Raw genomic sequence first — 16,671 nt, forward strand, 5'->3', positions numbered from 1 at the left:
CTTACATGGGCTCCATCGGCCGCCGGGTTTCGGGTCGAACGTTCCTCCGGATTGGAGGTCAAGGTTCCCCGGCGAGGCGGCTGAATTGATCCGACGGACGGTCCGTCGACCGTGGATGTATCGGCGGCGAAGACAAGTTTCGGAAACGAGGGAAGCGGGCTTTTCGGCCCGCTTTTTTGTTGCTCGGATCTCTTTGCCTTGGGCGGCCAACGCCCTTCAAAGCTTCCGTTGGGTAACCGCGACTTTCGGCTAAACGCCCTGTGGTTAAGGCAATTTTCACCATGGCTGCGCATTGTCGCGGGCCTGCGGTGATGTAATGAGTACCGCGGTGCTTCGGCACCCAGGCAACAGCCCGTCGTCCCGCAAGGGCCGACGGGTTTTCCATTTGGAGCTTCCCCCGGCCGACCGGAAAACATGAGGGCGGCACGAAGGCCGCCCTTGCAAAAATCCGGACTGACAAACAGCAACGGCGCGTCAGGCCGCGCGAACCTCTTCGGCCACGGCATCGGCTTCCCGCGCCGCCTTCAGCGCCTTCGCCCACCAGGTGATGTCGTTGAGCAGGCCCTTGGCGGCTTGGTTCAAATGCTCGAACTCTTCCAGCTTCTTGGAGCCGTTCATGACCTGCGCCATGTCAGCCCATACGATGTGGACGGCATTGCGCACCGGCGCCATCTGCAGCTCCACCGCATGCAGCCGGAGCTGCTCGATGGCGCGCGCGCCGCCAACGCCGCCGTAACCGACGAAGCCGGCCGGCTTCTTGTTCCACTCGCTATAGGCGTAGTCGAGCGCGTTCTTCAGCACCCCGGTGGGGCCGCGGCTGTATTCGGCGGCGGTGAAGATGAAACCGTCGCAGCTCGCCACCTTCTTCTGCCAACGCTGCGCGACCTCGCTTTTGGAGGGCACATAGAGCGAGGATGAAACCTCGTCGAAGAAGGGAAGCGGAAAGTCGCGCAGGTCCACGACCTCGATTTCGATGTCGTGGTGCTCGCGGGCAAGCTTGGCGAACCATTCGGCGGGCTTGTCGGCAAAGCGGTTGGCGCGTGTGGAGCCTATCACCAGCGCGATTTTCGGTTTAGACATTGCAAGTGACCTCTTGAAATCTGGTATCGGAAGGATACCGACACTATATAAGTTACTGACAAGGACTGCCGCAAGGAGGCACTTTTTTGAAACCTAGGCACCTGCACCTCAGCGAGGATTGCCGCGCCGTCAGCGGCGTGCTCAATCGCGTCGGCGACAAATGGACCGTGCTGGTCGTCACCAAGCTGGGTCCGGGCCGCATGCGCTTCAGCGAATTGCGCGGAGCGGTCGGCGGCATCTCGCAGAAGATGCTGACGGCGACGCTGCGCGGGCTGGAACGCGACGGGTTCGTCGTGCGCGAGCAGTTTCCGACCATCCCGCCGCGCGTCGACTATGAACTGACCGACCTAGGCCGTGAATTGCTGGAGCCTGTCACCGCGCTTGCCGAATGGGCGCGCAGGAACGGCGAGCGAGTCGCCCGTGCCCGTGAGCGATTCGACAGAATGACAGGCAATGTCGAGGTTGAATGGGAAGAGCAGAAGGAGATGCGGCCTTAGCCGGAAGGCATTTTTGGACAGCGGAGAGCGGGGTCCCTACTGCCCTACTCCGCCGGCACCGCCTTTGGCCGGCCTTCCGCATCCAGCGCCACCATGATGAAATCCGCATCGGTGACCTTTTCCATCACGTCGCTGAGATAGCGCTGCGCCCAGGCTTCGACTTTGAGCGTCATCGAGGTGCGGCCGACGCGGGTGATATGGGTATAGATGCAGAGCGTGTCGCCGATCTTCATTGGCTTGGCGAAGGACATCTCCTTGACCGCCGCGGTCACCACCCTGCCCTTGGCGCGCTCGGCGGCGCGGATGCCGCAGGCAAGGTCCATCTGCGCCATCACCCAGCCGCCAAAGATATCCATGGCTGCGTTGGCGTCCGACGGCATGGCCAGTGTGCGCAAGGTGAGTTCGCCCGTGGGTTCCTGCCCGTTCGCGTAGTGAACCATCGCGCTCCCTCTCTTCTGGCTTTCCGGATTGCCCTAGCCGCCGCGACCGGAACGGTCAACGCGGCATGGCGCGGTCCCGCCGGTCGCTTTTCTCACAGCCGATGCCGGAAGCCCCGCCTGCCGCCCGCGCGGCGCCCCGCTACACTGTCGGCACTGCCGCCCACCGGGATCACCGCGCCTCCATGCAGAGCTACGACTTCGTCATCGTCGGCGCCGGCTCCGCCGGCTGCGTGCTGGCCGAACGGCTGTCGGCAAGCGGCCGCTTTTCCGTGCTGGTCCTGGAAGCCGGCCGCAGCGACCGCCGCTTCTACGTGCAGATGCCGCTCGGCTACGGCAAGACGTTCTACGATCCCGCCGTCAACTGGAACTACAAGGCCGAGCCCGATCCGGGGCTGGCGGGAAACGCCGACCATTGGCCCCGCGGCAAGGTTTTGGGCGGCTCCAGCTCGATCAACGCCATGGTGTGGATTCGGGGCCATCCGGCCGACTACGACTCCTGGCGCGACCAGGGCAATCCGGGCTGGGGATTCGACGACCTGCTGCCCGCCTTCAAGGCGATCGAGGACAATCAGGCCGGCGCGGACAATTGGCGCGGCAAGGGCGGGCCCGTGCACGTCACGGACTGCACAAAACTGGTCCATCCGCTGACCACGCGGTATCTCAAGGCCGGCGAGCAGGCCGGGCTTTCCCTCAATCCCGATTTCAACGGCGAGGCGCAGGAAGGCGTCGGCGTCTACCAGATTTCCACCCGCGACGGACGCCGCATGTCGGCAGCGCGCGCCTTCCTGCGCCCGGCGATGCGGCGAGACAACGTGCGCGTCGAGACCAACGCGCTGGCGACAAGAATCCTGTTCGAGGGCAAACGCGCGGTCGGCATCGAATATGAGCAGAACGGCGCCACGAAAACCGTGCGCGCCGCCTGCGAGGTGATCCTGTCGGCCGGTTCGATCAACTCGCCGCAGCTTCTGCAATTGTCCGGCGTCGGCCCGGCGGACCATCTGAAAAGCCTCGGCATCGACATCGTCCACGACAACCGCAATGTGGGCGCCAACCTCGAGGATCATGTCGGCGTCAACTACACCTACAGGGGACGCGAGGCGACGCTGAACCAGATCCTGAGGCCCTGGTGGGGCAAACTGTGGGTCGGCATGCAGTACTTGCTGCTACGCAGCGGGCCGCTGTCGCTGTCAATGAACGCCGGCGGGGGATTCTTCCGCACCGATCCCTCGCTGCCGCGCCCCAACATGCAGCTCTATTTCCAGGCCTTTTCCACGGTGAAGCCGAAGGCCGGAGAGCGTCCGATCCTGACGCCCGACGACTGGCCGGGTTTTTCCATCGGCCTTTCCAATTGCCGGCCGACCAGCCGCGGCGAGATCATGATCCGCTCGAAAAACCCGCGCGACTATCCAAGGATCGTCGCCAATGCCTATTCGACCGACGAGGACGTCGCCGAGATGCTGGCGGCGGTGAAATTCGTGCGGCACATCGCGGCGCAGCCCGCCATGGCCGAAGTCATCGTCGAGGAAGTGCTGCCCGGTCCGTCCATCACCTCCGACGAGGATCTGATCCTGGATTTCCGAAAGCGTTCCGGCACGGTCTACCATCCGGTGTCGACCTGCCGCATGGGTCCCGATCCGGCGAAGGCCGTGGTCGATCCGCGGCTGAAGGTTCATGGACTCGCGGGACTGCGCGTCGTCGACGCCTCGATCTTCCCCGACAACATTTCCGGCAATACGAACGCCCCGTCGATCATGACCGGCTGGAAAGGCGCGGAGCTGGTGCTGGAGGATTCTAGATGACGGCTGAGGGCACAAGATGAAAATCACCGACGTGAAAACCTGGGTCGTCGGCAATCCGCCGCCCGGCATCGGCGGCCGCTACTTCATCTTCGTGAGGCTGACCACCGACTCCAATGTCGTCGGCTTTGGCGAGGCCTATAGCGCCACCTTCGGCCCGCATGTCACGGCAAGGATGATCGAGGATATCGCCGCGCGCTACCTCGTCGGCCGCGACCCGCACGACATCGAGACCTTCTTCCGCCGTGCCTACTCCTCCGGCTTCTCGCAGCGGCCTGATGTTTCCGTCATGGGCTGCGTCTCGGCGCTGGAGATCGCCTGCTGGGACATCATCGGCAAGGAGGCGGGGAAACCGGTCTACAAGCTGCTCGGCGGCCAGGTGCACGAGACGCTGCGCAGCTACACCTATCTCTATCCGACCGCCGGCAGCGTCGTGCCGGTCGAGGCCGGACCGGTCAATGTCTACAACGATCCCGATCTCGCCGCCGCCTGCGCCATGGAATATGTGCGCCAGGGTTTCAACGCGGTGAAACTCGATCCGGCCGGGCCCTACACGGTCTATGACGGCCACCAGCCCCGCCTCTGCGACATCGACCTTTCGGCCCGAATGGTGAAGGCGATCCGCGAGGCCGTTGGCACCAAGGCCGACATATTGTTCGGCACGCACGGCCAGTTCACCGCGTCCGGCGCGCTGCGCATGGCGCGCGCCATCGAGCCCTACGATCCGCTGTGGTTCGAGGAGCCGGTGCCGCCGGACATGCCGGAAGTCATGGCCGAGGTGGCGCGCGGCACCAGCATCCCGATTGCCACCGGTGAGCGGCTCACGACAAAATTCGAATTCGCCCGCGTCATCGAACAGCGCGCCGCAACGATCCTGCAGCCCGACCTCGGCCGCTCCGGCGGAATCTTGGAGACCAAGAAGATCGCGGCGATGGCCGAGGCCTACCATATCCAGATCGCGCCGCATTGCTATTGCGGGCCGATCGTCGGTGCCGCCAACATCCAGTTGGCGGTGACGCTGCCCAACTTCCTGATCCTGGAATCGCTGAAGCAATGGGACGGATTCCACGAGACGCTGCTGAAAAAGAAGATCGAGTGGCAGGACGGCCACGTCATCCCTTCGAAAGAGCCCGGCATCGGCGTCGAACTCGACGAAGCCGTGTGCGATGCGCATCCCTATGATGGCGCCCTGCTGCATCTCGAAATGACGCAGGAAGCCTTGTTTCCCTGACCGCGATGGGGGAAGCGGAAGGCCAACCGTGCCGCCTCCAAGGTTCCCCCGAGCAAAAAATCGCTCGACGATTGGGCGGCCCGGTGGAGCGCCGCGCAACCGGCACGCGCAGCGGATTTTCAGAAATTCAGAGTATATCGTCAATATTTCTATAAATTTCCACACCCCGCAATAGTTTTTTATATTGAACCCGCAACTCACCCTCGATGCGGGCCTCAACGCAGCCAAATGCCCGTTTACTATACGAAAACCTCCTCTCAAGGGGGCTATTCCCAAGCCCATCAAACGCGGTATGCTTCCTTAACAATTTGTAAACGACTGCCGGTGCGTTCCAGTATGATAGTATCAAGGGGGTTGTAGCCATGAATCTCGCAAACATCCTTACCAGGCGGGATCCGTTGAAGAGGGCGTTCGTCACGCTCGAGGACGGCATGTCTGACGTTCTCAACGAGGAGTTTTTGCTCCCGCCCGAAGAGACCGCGGACGTTCCTTCATTGGAGCTGGGGGATGATCTTTCCCCGGAGATGCAAGAACAGCCCAGCCTACCATTGTCGGAACAGCCAGTGCCGGAACAGCCAGTGGCGGAGCAAGGCGATCGACAGTCCGCCCACACCCAGGGCCGCCTCGCCGGCTACTCCGCTTTCGAGGAGGCGCGCGCCCGCACCCAGGACGACTTGAACCGCATCGGCGAGGCGCTGGCAAGCATTCTGGCCACCCAGCATATGAGCCGCGACTTCCTCAACGATGTCTACGCAGACATCCATCGCGCCAACGACCTGGAGAACGGTAATGGCGCCTATGCCGCCGAGAACCGCCGCCTGGTGGAGCGGGCCGACAAGCTGGAGCGCCTGCGCACCCGCTACGACCAGTTGGTCGAGGTGCTGAAGCGGCGCGAGGCGAAACTGCTCGCCGAGGCCGAAACCATGCGCGAGACCATCGGCGGGCTCAGGCTCGACGTGGTCGAAGCCCGCAACGCGGTGGTTCGCGCCGAGTCGCTCTATGGCGAGGCGCAGGCCGCCCACGCCGCCCGCACCAACGAGGCCGAGCGCTACATGCGCGAATCCGAGATGCTGCGCGAGAAGAGTGTCGGCCTTTCGGTCGAACTCGACCTTGCCCAGAAAAGACAGGCCGAATCCCGCCGCCGGGTCGAGGAGCTTTCGGCCATGCACGCCAGCGACTCCGCCCGCCTTGCGGAGATCATGTCGCGGCTGATCGCCGAAGAGACCGACGGCACGCGGCTGCAGAAACTCAACGACGCGCTTGAGGCAAAGCTGATCGAAGCCAACGAAACCAATTCCCGGCTGGCCTCGGAACTCTCCGAGCGCGACAAGCGCTTCCAGAGCGAGAACCAGGCGCTCCGCAACGAGATCCAGAGCCTTGGCGGCCGGCTGCAGGGGGCGGCCAACGAGCAGCGCGACTTCATGTCGGAGTTGACGATGCTGCGCTCGAGGCTGAACGACATGGAAGCCGAGCGGCAAGTCCTGGAGAGGAAATTCTCGGCCGTTGCCGGCGAGTTGGACGAGGAGCGCCGCCAGGGCATGCAGGCGCCTGACGAGGCTGCGTCGGATCCGCAGACGCTGACCGAGCAGATGCGCGACGAAATCGTCGAATTGCAGGCCACCGTCGCCCAGTTGAAGCAGTATGAGAGCCTCTATACGGCCTCCAAATCACGCAAGGCCAAGGCCGAGGTCGCCAATAGTTTCACGGTCGAAGGTGGCAAGGTCGTGCCGGAATTCGTCGAGATGAAGCAAGCCGGACGCGCGTGACCCTCAGGCGCAGGCGGCTTCCGCGCGGCCCGCGCCGGTGAACGGCAGCGGCCCGCGTCTCAGGCTTGTGCCTCTGGCCCTGCCTCGCCGCCGCTGCCGACCTTGCGCACCAGCGCCGCCGTGGCGAGCAGTGACGCCATGTCGGCGATGATCGGCTCGACATGCGCCTTGTAGTCCAGCGGCTCGGAAATCGGCGGCAGTTCGAAGAAGTTCTTCGGCGTCGGCAGCAGCAGGAAACCGTCGCCGCCGCGCAGCGCCACCCGCGCCGGTTCGCCCGGCCAGGCCTCCGCCAGCCATTGCAACGCCCGCGCCAGCCGGCCGCGCACCAGCGTCTCGGCCGCCTCGGTGTTGTCGGTGCGGAACTCGTAATTCTCGTCGATCGTCGGAATGCCGCTCTCGATCTCGTCAATCGAGGCGCCGAACAGGCCGCGGAAGAAAGGCACCACCTGCTCCGCCTTGCGCGTCGCCACCAGCAGGCCTGGAAACGGCCTTTCGGTTTCGAAGGCCATGACCACGCCATGGAACAGGGTCGTCTCGCCCGTGCCGATCCTATTCTTGAAGACGGCTTCGTAGAGTTCGAAGCTGAAGCCGCCATGGGTGCCGGCAAAGACGTCGTCGAAGGTCACGCGGTCGAAATCGCCGACAGTTTCCGGCGGCAGCCGGTCGAAGGATTCCGGCCGAACACCCCTGCCGTAGCGCAGATTGCCAATGAAGCCGAAAACGATGGGGAGCAGTTTCAAGCGGAACGAATGCTGCAAATTGGCCACCGGCTTGCGCGCCCACCAATAGAGGATCAAAGCCAGGATGGCGCCAAGAACGTAGAGGAAGACGTGCAGCGTCGACGTCCATTGCTCGAACGGATCGGCGATGGCATTGAGAAGCAGCGCCAGCAGCCAGACCACGGCGACCAGCAGCACGAGCAACAGCGGTACGCGCCAAAGAACCTTGCGGCGCGCCGAGACCCGCCCGGCTTCATAGGCCGCGATGTCCCGGCGAATTGCGGCGACCGCGTTTTCGTCCGGCAGGAACTCCTGGGCGTCCATGAAACCGCTCCCGTGATCCTGTGCATCTTTTGGCGATCCCGGCCGGCTTTGCAAGCAGCGGCGAACAGGGCGTCGCCAGCGCGCCGTGGCGCGGCGGCGGACGTGACCGGACCGTAGCCTCCTCCTGACACCCTCGTGTCAGGATTTGTCTGCCGCTTCGCGCGGTTTCCACCGCCGCTCTTCCCATTCGCGCGGACTCTGCCTAGATTCGGCCCATGGCCAGATCTCCCGACAAGAAAACCCCGGCGGCGAAGGACGACGGTTACCGCAAGCGTGGCAACCCGCTTTCGGATTACCTCGACGCGTCCGAACCCTTGCATCGCGGCGGCTTCGAGGAAGCGCCACAGACCGGGTTTGAAGGCGCGCCGCTGGCCGGCCCGGTGTCCGACTGGGCGCGGCAGATCGAGATGGAAGCCGAGCTGCAGCCGAAAGCCAAGGCACCGAAGAAGGTGCCCGAACGCTCGTCCGCCCCGACCAAGACGGCGCGCGGCACCTCGATGGGCGGCGCCGCCAGCGCGCGCGAGCGCGCCGCCGCCGGCCTCAACCCTATCCCCGGCCTCGACATCAGCCTGGAGGACGCCGAGGCGCTGCCGAAGAGCGGCGTAACCGCCACCGTCGAGGCGCTGTCGGCACTGATCGAGAGCGGCAACCCGCTGCACAAGAACGGCCAGATCTGGACGCCGCACCGCCCTGCCCGCCCGGAAAAGTCGGAAGGCGGCATCACCATCCAGATGGTCTCGGATTTCCAGCCGGCCGGCGACCAGCCGACCGCAATCAAGGATCTCGTCGAGGGCGTCGACAATGCCGACCGTACGCAGGTGCTGCTCGGCGTCACCGGCTCCGGCAAGACGTTCACCATGGCCAAGGTGATCGAGGAGACGCAGCGCCCGGCCCTCATCCTGGCGCCCAACAAGACTCTGGCCGCGCAGCTCTATTCCGAGTTCAAGAAATTCTTCCCGGACAACGCGGTCGAGTATTTCGTCTCCTACTACGACTATTACCAGCCGGAGGCCTACGTCCCGCGCACCGACACCTACATCGAGAAGGAAAGCTCCATCAACGAGCAGATCGACCGCATGCGCCATTCGGCGACGCGCTCGCTGCTGGAGCGCGACGACGTCATCATCGTCGCCTCTGTCTCCTGCATCTACGGTATCGGCTCGGTCGAGACCTATACGGCGATGACCTTCCAGATGACGGTCGGCGACCGCATCGACCAGCGCCAGCTTCTCGCCGACCTTGTGGCGCAACAATACAAGCGGCAGGACATCAACTTCGTGCGCGGCTCGTTCCGGGTCCGCGGCGACACGATCGAACTGTTCCCCGCCCACCTTGAGGACCGCGCCTGGCGCGTCACTCTGTTCGGCGACGAGATCGAATCGATCACCGAATTCGACCCGCTGACCGGCCAGAAGACCGGCGACCTGAAGAGCGTGAAGATCTACGCCAACTCGCACTACGTGACGCCGCGGCCGACCTTGAATCAAGCTATCAAGTCCATCAAGGAAGAGTTGCAGTACCGCCTGCAAGAGCTTGAAAAGGCTGGACGCCTGTTGGAGGCGCAACGGCTGGAGCAGCGCACGCGCTTCGACCTGGAGATGCTGGAGGCGACCGGCTCCTGCGCCGGCATCGAGAACTATTCGCGCTATCTGACCGGCCGCATGCCTGGCGATCCGCCGCCGACCTTGTTCGAATATGTGCCCGACAACGCGCTGATCTTCATCGACGAGAGCCACGTCACCGTGCCGCAGATCGGCGGCATGTATCGCGGCGACTTCCGGCGCAAGGCGACGCTGGCGGAATATGGATTCCGCCTACCCTCCTGCATGGACAACCGGCCGCTGCGCTTCGAGGAATGGGACGCCATGCGCCCGCTTTCCGTCGCCGTTTCGGCAACGCCGGGCGGCTGGGAGATGGAGCAGGCCGGCGGCGTGTTCGCCGAGCAGGTCATCCGCCCGACCGGCCTGATCGACCCGCCGGTTGAGGTGCGTCCGGCAAAGAGCCAGGTCGACGATGTCTTGGGCGAGATCCGCGAGACGACGGCGAAGGGCTATCGCACGCTGGTGACGGTGCTGACCAAGCGCATGGCGGAGGATCTCACCGAGTATCTGCACGAGCAGGGCGTACGCGTGCGCTACATGCATTCCGACATCGACACGCTGGAACGCATCGAGATTCTTCGCGATTTGCGGCTCGGGGCTTTTGATGTGCTGGTCGGCATCAACCTTCTGCGCGAGGGCCTCGACATCCCCGAATGCGGCTTCGTCGCCATCCTTGACGCCGACAAGGAAGGTTTTCTGCGCTCGGAGACTTCGCTGATCCAGACGATCGGCCGCGCGGCGCGCAACGTCGACGGAAAAGTCATTCTCTACGCCGACACCGTCACCGGCTCGATGGAGCGGGCGATGGCAGAAACCAACCGCCGCCGCGAAAAGCAGATGGCGTGGAACGAGGCCAACGGCATCACGCCGGAAAGCGTCAAGTCGCGCATCGCCGACATCCTCGACTCGGTCTACGAGAAGGATCACGTCCGCCCCGACATTTCCGGCTTCGCCGCGAGCGGCGCGATGGTCGGCAACAATCTCAAGGCGCATCTCGAACATCTGGAAAAAGAGATGCGCAACGCCGCTGCCGACCTCGACTTCGAGCGCGCCGCCCGCCTGCGCGACGAGATCAAGCGGCTGCGCGAGACCGAGCTTGCCATCGCCGACGACCCGCTGGCGCGCGAGGCAGAGGGCCTCAGCCCCGTGTCGGGGCGCGAGAAGGGCAAGCACAACAAGGGTGTCGCAAAACACCGCACAGCGGAGGAGCAGGAGCGATTCCGCAAGCTCGACGCGGCGCGCGCGGCGGAAGCGGCGGAAAAGGCGGCGCGGCCCAACCTGTTCCGCAAGCCGGAGCTCGACGAGATGGGCCGTGCCGGCGACTATGCCACGCCCGCCAAGGGCAAGTCGCTGTTCGCAAAACCGTCGATCGACGACATGGGTCCCGGCACCGACATGACAACCCCGGCCGGCGCCGTGTCGCGCTCCCTGTTCAAGAAGCAGTCGCATGCCGAGGCGCACGGCTCCGATTACGGCGTTCCGGACGACGGCGGAAAGTCGCTCTTCCGCAAGAACACCCTCGACGAGATGACGGTGCGCCGCACTGAAAAACCGGTCGACAGCGTCAAGCCGGTGAAGCGCGAGAAGATCGGCATCGGCAGCTACGAGGAGCCTGCCGACGAACGGGCGCACGGACGTCGGCCGAAGAAGAGCGGCCGGCCGGGACACTGAGGGCGCTACGGCACCCCTTCATCGGCCATCCTGCCGTCCATTGCGAACCAGCCAATCGACGTTGCCGCGCGAGACGCCGATATCCTTGAACAGCGTGTAGTCATAGGCGCCAAGCTGTCGCGCGGCTTTCCACGAGCGCAACGAGTGGGCCAAGCCTTCAAGCATTTCCCGGCCGCGGAACCCCCAAAAGCCCAGCATTTCGGCGGCCCGTGGGCTCGACGAGGCTCGACCGATGTCGACAAACATCCTGTCCGTCATGGCACGCTCCATCGCTATTGGATGGATGGAACCTACCTGCCGCCGTTGAATAACGGAAACGAATGTGTATGATGTTGGCGATTACGATTCCTTATAGAGGCCGACGATAGCAGTCTGGTAGCCATGCCCCGTAACATCGACATCTCCCTGCTCCGCGCCTTTGTTGCCGTGGCCGAGACCGGCGGCATGACCAAGTCGGCAAAGCTTCTCAATCTCACTCAAGCCGCGATCAGCCAGCAGGTGAAGCGGCTTGAGGAAAGCTTCGGATGCCTGCTTTTCGAGCGCGACCGTGCGGGAATGCGGCTGACGCCGAGCGGCGAGCGCCTGCTTGCGCAGGCACGACGCCTCCTGCACAACAACGACGAGGTTTGGGCGATGATGACCGCGCCGGAATTTGCCGGCGAGGTGCGCCTCGGTATGCCTTCCGACATCGTCCGCGCCTATGGCACGCCGGTGTTAAAGCGCTTCGACCAAGCGTGGCCGCGCGTGCGGGTGTCGATCATCTGCGACACCAGCGGTCGGCTGCTGGAAAAACTGGACAGAGGCGAGGTTGATCTGACCTTCACGGTGCAGAAGACATGTTTCCCGCATGGCGAGGCGCTGCTCTCGGACCCGCTGGTCTGGGCCGGCGCGCGCGGCGGCCACGCCCATGAGCGCAACCCACTGCCCATATCAACCGGCGACGATACTTGTCCGCATCGGCCCGAAGCGTTGCGCGCGCTGGCGGCCGTGGGGCGCGATTGGCGATCCGTCTGCGAGGTCAGCAGTTTTGAGCCGATCTGCGCCACCGTGGAGGCTGACATCGCCGTCGCGCCGATGCTGGCCTCGACCGTGCCTTCCAACCTACAGATTCTGGGCGAACGCAGCGGTCTGCCCGACCTGCCTCCCTTCACGATCAACCTGTATCTGCCCCGCGCCGGAGCCGGCGACATCGCACTGGAACTGGCCAGCCATATCAGGGATCAACTCGGCAGCGGCATTCAGCGCGCGGCGTAGGCGAGCGCGTTGCGACGTGTGGGATTGACTGCAAGACAGTGAGATTGCACTTCAACGTCCTGTACAACACGATGTGACCAGCCTCGGCATGTATTGCGGCCGGCCGTCCTTGCGCGCCCGCTCCCGTCCTGACATTAGTCGCCGATGCGATCAGACGCCGCTACGACGACTGCCGGCCACGCAAAAGCGTGGCCGAAAATTCTTTCCGCCTATGCCAGGCCGCACCGGGGCCGCAGCGCCTTCGAACTGGCCGTCACTCTCCTCCCTTTCTGCGGCCTGTGGGCGCTCGCATGGGCTTGCGTTCATTACGGCTGGTGGATCGGCCTGGTTCTCACCGTACCTGCCGCAGGCTTCCTGCTAAGGCTGTTCATGATCCAGCATGATTGTGGTCACCGCTCCTTCTTCGCGCACCGCCATGGCGACGACTGGACCGGCCGGGCGATCGGCGTGCTGACGCTGACGCCCTACGACTACTGGCGCCGTGCCCATGCGGAGCATCATGCCTCCGCCGGCAACCTCGACCGCCGCGGCGTCGGCGACATAACCACGCTGACCATCGCTGAATATCGCGCGCTGTCGTGGTGGGGCAGGCTCGGATACCGGCTCTACCGCAATCCCCTCGTGATGTTCGGCATCGGCCCTATCTGGCTATTCCTGCTCAAGCAGCGGCTGCCCATCGGCATGATGCGCGGCAGTCTCGAGCCATGGGTATCCACGATGGCGACCAATGCCGCGATTGCCCTCATTGCCGGCGGGCTGATCTGGCTGGTCGGCCCGTGGCCGTTCCTCGCCGTGCATATGCCGATCGTCATCCTGGCGGGCGCGGCCGGAATCTGGCTGTTCTACGTTCAGCACCAGTTCGAGGACACCCGTTGGGACCATGATCCGGACTGGAAATTCCAGGATGCGGCCCTGCACGGCTCATCCTATTATCATTTGCCTGGCATGCTGCGCTGGCTCACCGGCAATATCGGCGTCCATCACGTCCATCATCTGTCGAGCCGCGTTCCGTGCTACCGGCTTCCGGAAGTGATGCGCGATCACCCGGAACTCAGCCAAATCGGCCGCATCACCCCGCTCGCCAGCCTGCAATGCGTGAAGCTGGTGTTGTGGTGCGAAACCCGGCGCAAACTGGTTTCCTTCCGCGAGGCGCAAGCCATCGCCTGACCTGCCACCTATGCTCGTGAGAGGTCATTCGTTACGACGAAAGTCGGCTCTCAGGCCCCGACAGCATCCAGGCCGGCGCTGACCAGATTGAGTGGCAACCGCCTGCCGTCGCGCCAAGTGGATTTGATCCCGAAAGCGATGCGCGTGCGGCGCTCGTCAACACTGGCGCCAAGGCCGAGTTCGGCGCAGACCGCCTCGATGGCACGCTCGATCTCGGCACGTTCCACTGGGTCGAGAACCATGTCGCGCTCGATCGAATCGGCGTCGAGGCTCTTGGGCACAGTCGGATAACGGATCATTGTCGAGCCTCCTTCCTGTTTCGGCGTTGCGTTTCCTCCCCAAGCTGCTCTCCGGCCGCCTTACCTATAGGGAACTCCGTGATTCGGGATTCAGGAAGACCTCGAAAATCACTTTTTATGAATTTCTGCATTTTTTCGTGATCGCAAGCTTCGTCAGTTCCGGCTGGCGGCGCCGAAATCGTTGCCAGGGCAGCCTTGCGGCGGCGCATCTGGCACTTCCGTCACCGTCTCGCGATCGAGGATCGGCAGCGGCTTGGACTAAAGAGCGAACACGCGCGGTCCAGGATCGGAGCGCGGGACCGCCGGTCAGCTCGGTCTGAGCGCCCCGTCGACTTCTGCGTGGAGCGGGATCGACGGCTGCGCGCCATGTTTTGTGCAGGCGAGCGAGCCTGCGGCCGCGGCGCGCGCAAGCGCCCGGTCGAGCGGCAAGCCGTCCGACAAGCTGGCGGCGAGATAGCCGCAGAACGTGTCCCCCGCGCCGACCGTATCGACCGGCGTAACCTTCAGAGCCGGGACGCGAAGTTCCCGGCCTGCCTCAACGGCGATGACGCCGTCGCCGCCCAATGTCACGACGATGGCGCGGCCGGTCTGTTTCGCAAAGGCGCGCATGCGTTCTTGCCGCGTGTCGCCTGCGAGCCCCAGCGCCTCCGCATAGAGGTCGAACTCCGTCTCGTTGGCGACTACGTGATCGGCCTTTGCCAGTAAATGCGCGGCTTCCGGGCGGAACGGCGCGGTGTTGAGGATAGACCGCGCGGCGGCTTTCCGCGCAGCGTCGAGCGCACCTTCGACCGTCTCCAGCGGCACCTCGTTCTGTAGCAGCACGACGTCGCCCTTGCGGAAATCGGCCTTGGCGAGATCGCCCGGCAGCAGCGTGCCGTTGGCGCCGGCCACGATGACGATGACGTTTTCGCCGTGGCGGTCGACGAAGATCAGCGCCACGCCGGTGGCGGCGGCGGCTTCGCGCACGCCGGCGAGGTCGACCTTGCCCTCTTTCAGCAGCGCCAGCGCCTCGCCGGCAAAGGCATCCTTGCCAACGGCGCCGACCATGCGAACCTTGCCGCCGGCCCGCGCCGCCGCCAGCGCCTGGTTGGCGCCCTTGCCGCCCGGCGCGGTGCGGAAGGTCGAGCCCGGCACGGTCTCGCCAGGCGCCGGCAGGCGCTCGACATTGGCGATGAGATCGAGGTTGATCGAACCGACGACGATGATCAAGGACACTGCTCCCGCTTTCTTTTCAGAGCTTTAGCGTGTCGGCGCGAGGTTGCAAACATGGCGTTGCGGAAGCGGTGATCGCCGGGCTTTGCCTCAACCTGTTCGGGCCGCGACTGCTCCGCTTTCGCAGCGCGTGAAGTCCGGAAGATCGCACGATTTCAATAGCTTGCTGCGATGGCATCGGCAAAAGACCGCGATGGACTTCATTCCGACCCCGGCTTTTGCGGCTTTGCACTGCCTTTTGACCGCTTCGGGCTTGCCGCGACACGCAAATCGCTTCGCGGCAAGAGGCCGAAAAATCAGGCTGCGGGTTTGCCGCCGAGCTGGCCGGCCTCCCAGCCAAGAATCGCCCGCTTGCGGGTCAGCCCCCAATGGTAGCCGGTAAGCGCGCCCGACTTTCCGAGCGCCCGGTGGCAAGGCACCACGAAGGACAGCGGGTTGGCGCCGATGGCAGCACCGACCGCCCGCGAGGCGCCCGGCCGGCCGATCTCCGAAGCGATGGAGGAATAGCTGCGCGCCTTGCCCATCGGGATCTTCAGCAATGCCTCCCAGACGCTGACCTGGAAGTCGGTGCCGATCATGACGACCCGCAGCGGCTGGTCGTTGCGCCAGCGGGCCGGATCGAAGATGCGCGCGGCATAGGGCGCGGTGGCCGACATGTCCTCGACATAGGTCGCGTTCGGCCAGCGGCCGCTCATGTCGGCGAAGGCCGCCCGCTCCTCGCCCGGATCGTTGAAGGAGAGCCCCGCCAGCCCCCGGTCGGTGACCATGATCAGCGCGATGCCGAAAGGCGAGATGTGATAGCCGTAGCGGATAGTGAGGCCTTCGCCGCGCGTCTTGTAATCGCCGGGCGACATCGCCTCATGGGTGACGAACAGATCGTGCAGCCGGCCGGGACCGGACATGCCGAGTTCGTAGGAGGTCTCCAAGAGCGGCATGCCGTCGTCCAGCAGTTTTCGCGCATGATCCAAGGTGACGGCCTGGAGAAAAGCCTTGGGCGACAGGCCGGCCCAGCGGGTGAACAGCTTTTGCAGGCCGGTCGGCGTCTCGCCCACATCGTCGGCCAGCGCCTCCAGCGACGGCTGGTCGCGATAGTCGAGGCTGATCTTTTCGATGACCCGGCAGACGGTCGAATAGTCGCCACCCTCGGGCGTGATCTCGCGTTGCAGGACGGGCGCAGGTTTGAGCGACATGGCGGTATTCATAGCGGGATGAGCGTTCATGGCAATCTTCTCCTTGGCCCCGAATATCGGGCCGAAAGAGGCGCCAAACCACCCGAAACCTGACTTTGTGGAAGGTTTTTGGAGGCGCCTGCGACGCGCCGCCGCTACGCCGCAAGCAGCCGGCGCATTTCCTCCTCGAAGTCGAAGCACAGTTGCCTTGCCTCGTCCTCGGGCAGCCAGAGCACCATTTGCGGCACGATCTTGCGGTACAGCCGCAGGCTGTCTTCGTCCCACGGCACGGTCTTGGCCGCCCGTGCCTCCGCGATCAGCCGGCCGACATGGGCGCGCACACGGTCGGGATCACCGTAATAGTAGACGGTCGGCGCGTCCTCGTCGAAGAGTTCGGGCTCGTCCGCGCCGAAAAGATCGAGCTGGTTCCTGCTGGCCATGGTTT

The 16,671-nt window shown here is 64.4% G+C and carries 15 protein-coding genes; 7 read left to right on the forward strand and 8 right to left on the reverse strand.

Features of this window, described 5'->3' with window-relative positions; all coding sequences use genetic code 11:
• Nucleotides 1–474: 474 nt before the first annotated feature.
• Nucleotides 475–1,080 carry an NAD(P)H-dependent oxidoreductase gene (locus RB623_RS20875; protein WP_308058892.1) on the reverse strand — a complete coding sequence of 202 codons (606 nt, stop codon included), beginning with the start codon at nt 1,078–1,080 and terminating at the stop codon, nt 475–477.
• Between the two features lie 86 nt (nt 1,081–1,166).
• On the opposite strand from RB623_RS20875, the gene RB623_RS20880 reads away from it, so the two are divergent.
• Complete coding sequence (locus RB623_RS20880; protein WP_308058893.1) at nt 1,167–1,577, forward strand: helix-turn-helix domain-containing protein; 411 nt, start codon at nt 1,167–1,169, stop codon at nt 1,575–1,577.
• Between the two features lie 44 nt (nt 1,578–1,621).
• Here RB623_RS20880 and RB623_RS20885 read toward each other — a convergent pair whose 3' ends face one another.
• Complete coding sequence (locus tag RB623_RS20885) at nt 1,622–2,017, reverse strand: acyl-CoA thioesterase (protein WP_308058894.1); 396 nt, start codon at nt 2,015–2,017, stop codon at nt 1,622–1,624.
• Between the two features lie 182 nt (nt 2,018–2,199).
• Here RB623_RS20885 and RB623_RS20890 point away from each other — a divergent pair, with 182 nt between their 5' ends.
• From RB623_RS20890 to RB623_RS20900, 3 genes are all read left to right on the forward strand, one after another.
• On the forward strand, nt 2,200–3,816 hold the full coding sequence (locus tag RB623_RS20890) for a GMC family oxidoreductase N-terminal domain-containing protein (protein WP_308058896.1): 1,617 nt from the start codon (nt 2,200–2,202) through the stop codon (nt 3,814–3,816).
• Nucleotides 3,817–3,832: 16 nt separating this feature from the next.
• Entirely contained in the window at nt 3,833–5,044 is a 1,212-nt protein-coding gene (locus RB623_RS20895) for a mandelate racemase/muconate lactonizing enzyme family protein (protein ID WP_308058897.1), read from the forward strand.
• Nucleotides 5,045–5,607: 563 nt separating this feature from the next.
• Nucleotides 5,608–6,810 (forward strand): hypothetical protein, encoded by a 1,203-nt coding sequence (locus tag RB623_RS20900; protein ID WP_308058898.1) that lies wholly within the window; start codon nt 5,608–5,610, stop codon nt 6,808–6,810.
• A 59-nt stretch (nt 6,811–6,869) separates the two neighbouring features.
• Here the strand turns inward: RB623_RS20900 and RB623_RS20905 are convergent, their stop codons facing one another.
• Complete coding sequence (locus RB623_RS20905; RefSeq protein WP_308058899.1) at nt 6,870–7,853, reverse strand: DUF3137 domain-containing protein; 984 nt, start codon at nt 7,851–7,853, stop codon at nt 6,870–6,872.
• A gap of 215 nt (nt 7,854–8,068) precedes the next feature.
• Here RB623_RS20905 and uvrB point away from each other — a divergent pair, with 215 nt between their 5' ends.
• The gene (uvrB, locus tag RB623_RS20910; protein ID WP_308058900.1) at nt 8,069–11,125 is read left to right on the forward strand and encodes an excinuclease ABC subunit UvrB; all 3,057 of its coding nucleotides are present in this window, start codon (nt 8,069–8,071) and stop codon (nt 11,123–11,125) included.
• An 18-nt stretch (nt 11,126–11,143) separates the two neighbouring features.
• Here the strand turns inward: uvrB and RB623_RS20915 are convergent, their stop codons facing one another.
• A complete protein-coding gene (locus tag RB623_RS20915; protein WP_308058901.1) occupies nt 11,144–11,371 on the reverse strand; it encodes a hypothetical protein in 228 nt (75 codons plus the stop codon).
• Nucleotides 11,372–11,506: 135 nt separating this feature from the next.
• On the opposite strand from RB623_RS20915, the gene RB623_RS20920 reads away from it, so the two are divergent.
• Nucleotides 11,507–12,379 (forward strand): LysR family transcriptional regulator, encoded by an 873-nt coding sequence (locus tag RB623_RS20920; protein ID WP_308058902.1) that lies wholly within the window; start codon nt 11,507–11,509, stop codon nt 12,377–12,379.
• A gap of 144 nt (nt 12,380–12,523) precedes the next feature.
• On the forward strand, nt 12,524–13,546 hold the full coding sequence (locus tag RB623_RS20925; RefSeq protein ID WP_308058903.1) for a fatty acid desaturase: 1,023 nt from the start codon (nt 12,524–12,526) through the stop codon (nt 13,544–13,546).
• A 50-nt stretch (nt 13,547–13,596) separates the two neighbouring features.
• Here RB623_RS20925 and RB623_RS20930 read toward each other — a convergent pair whose 3' ends face one another.
• From RB623_RS20930 to RB623_RS20945, 4 genes are all read right to left on the reverse strand, one after another.
• Complete coding sequence (locus RB623_RS20930) at nt 13,597–13,845, reverse strand: hypothetical protein (RefSeq protein WP_308058904.1); 249 nt, start codon at nt 13,843–13,845, stop codon at nt 13,597–13,599.
• Nucleotides 13,846–14,151: 306 nt separating this feature from the next.
• Nucleotides 14,152–15,054: a ribokinase gene (locus tag RB623_RS20935; protein ID WP_308058905.1), complete on the reverse strand. Its 903-nt coding sequence runs from the start codon at nt 15,052–15,054 to the stop codon at nt 14,152–14,154.
• A gap of 299 nt (nt 15,055–15,353) precedes the next feature.
• Entirely contained in the window at nt 15,354–16,259 is a 906-nt protein-coding gene (locus RB623_RS20940; RefSeq protein ID WP_374121723.1) for a methylated-DNA--[protein]-cysteine S-methyltransferase, read from the reverse strand.
• A gap of 122 nt (nt 16,260–16,381) precedes the next feature.
• Nucleotides 16,382–16,666 carry a hypothetical protein gene (locus tag RB623_RS20945; RefSeq protein WP_308058906.1) on the reverse strand — a complete coding sequence of 95 codons (285 nt, stop codon included), beginning with the start codon at nt 16,664–16,666 and terminating at the stop codon, nt 16,382–16,384.
• Nucleotides 16,667–16,671 lie beyond the last annotated feature (5 nt).

The sequence above is a fragment of the Mesorhizobium sp. LHD-90 genome (assembly GCF_030929505.1).
GTDB lineage: Bacteria > Pseudomonadota > Alphaproteobacteria > Rhizobiales > Rhizobiaceae > Kumtagia.

Excerpts from the sequence above, each read along its gene's own strand:
- RB623_RS20875 (WP_308058892.1), bottom strand. The coding sequence starts at position 1,080 with ATGTCTAAACCGAAAATCGCGCTGGTGATAGGCTCCACACGCGCCAAC.
- RB623_RS20885 (WP_308058894.1), bottom strand. The coding sequence starts at position 2,017 with ATGGTTCACTACGCGAACGGGCAGGAACCCACGGGCGAACTCACCTTG.
- RB623_RS20890 (WP_308058896.1), top strand. The coding sequence starts at position 2,200 with ATGCAGAGCTACGACTTCGTCATCGTCGGCGCCGGCTCCGCCGGCTGC.
- RB623_RS20895 (WP_308058897.1), top strand. The coding sequence starts at position 3,833 with ATGAAAATCACCGACGTGAAAACCTGGGTCGTCGGCAATCCGCCGCCC.
- RB623_RS20905 (WP_308058899.1), bottom strand. The coding sequence starts at position 7,853 with ATGGACGCCCAGGAGTTCCTGCCGGACGAAAACGCGGTCGCCGCAATT.
- uvrB (WP_308058900.1), top strand. The coding sequence starts at position 8,069 with ATGGCCAGATCTCCCGACAAGAAAACCCCGGCGGCGAAGGACGACGGT.
- RB623_RS20915 (WP_308058901.1), bottom strand. The coding sequence starts at position 11,371 with ATGTTTGTCGACATCGGTCGAGCCTCGTCGAGCCCACGGGCCGCCGAA.
- RB623_RS20920 (WP_308058902.1), top strand. The coding sequence starts at position 11,507 with ATGCCCCGTAACATCGACATCTCCCTGCTCCGCGCCTTTGTTGCCGTG.
- RB623_RS20925 (WP_308058903.1), top strand. The coding sequence starts at position 12,524 with ATGCGATCAGACGCCGCTACGACGACTGCCGGCCACGCAAAAGCGTGG.
- RB623_RS20930 (WP_308058904.1), bottom strand. The coding sequence starts at position 13,845 with ATGATCCGTTATCCGACTGTGCCCAAGAGCCTCGACGCCGATTCGATC.
- RB623_RS20940 (WP_374121723.1), bottom strand. The coding sequence starts at position 16,259 with ATGAATACCGCCATGTCGCTCAAACCTGCGCCCGTCCTGCAACGCGAG.
- RB623_RS20945 (WP_308058906.1), bottom strand. The coding sequence starts at position 16,666 with ATGGCCAGCAGGAACCAGCTCGATCTTTTCGGCGCGGACGAGCCCGAA.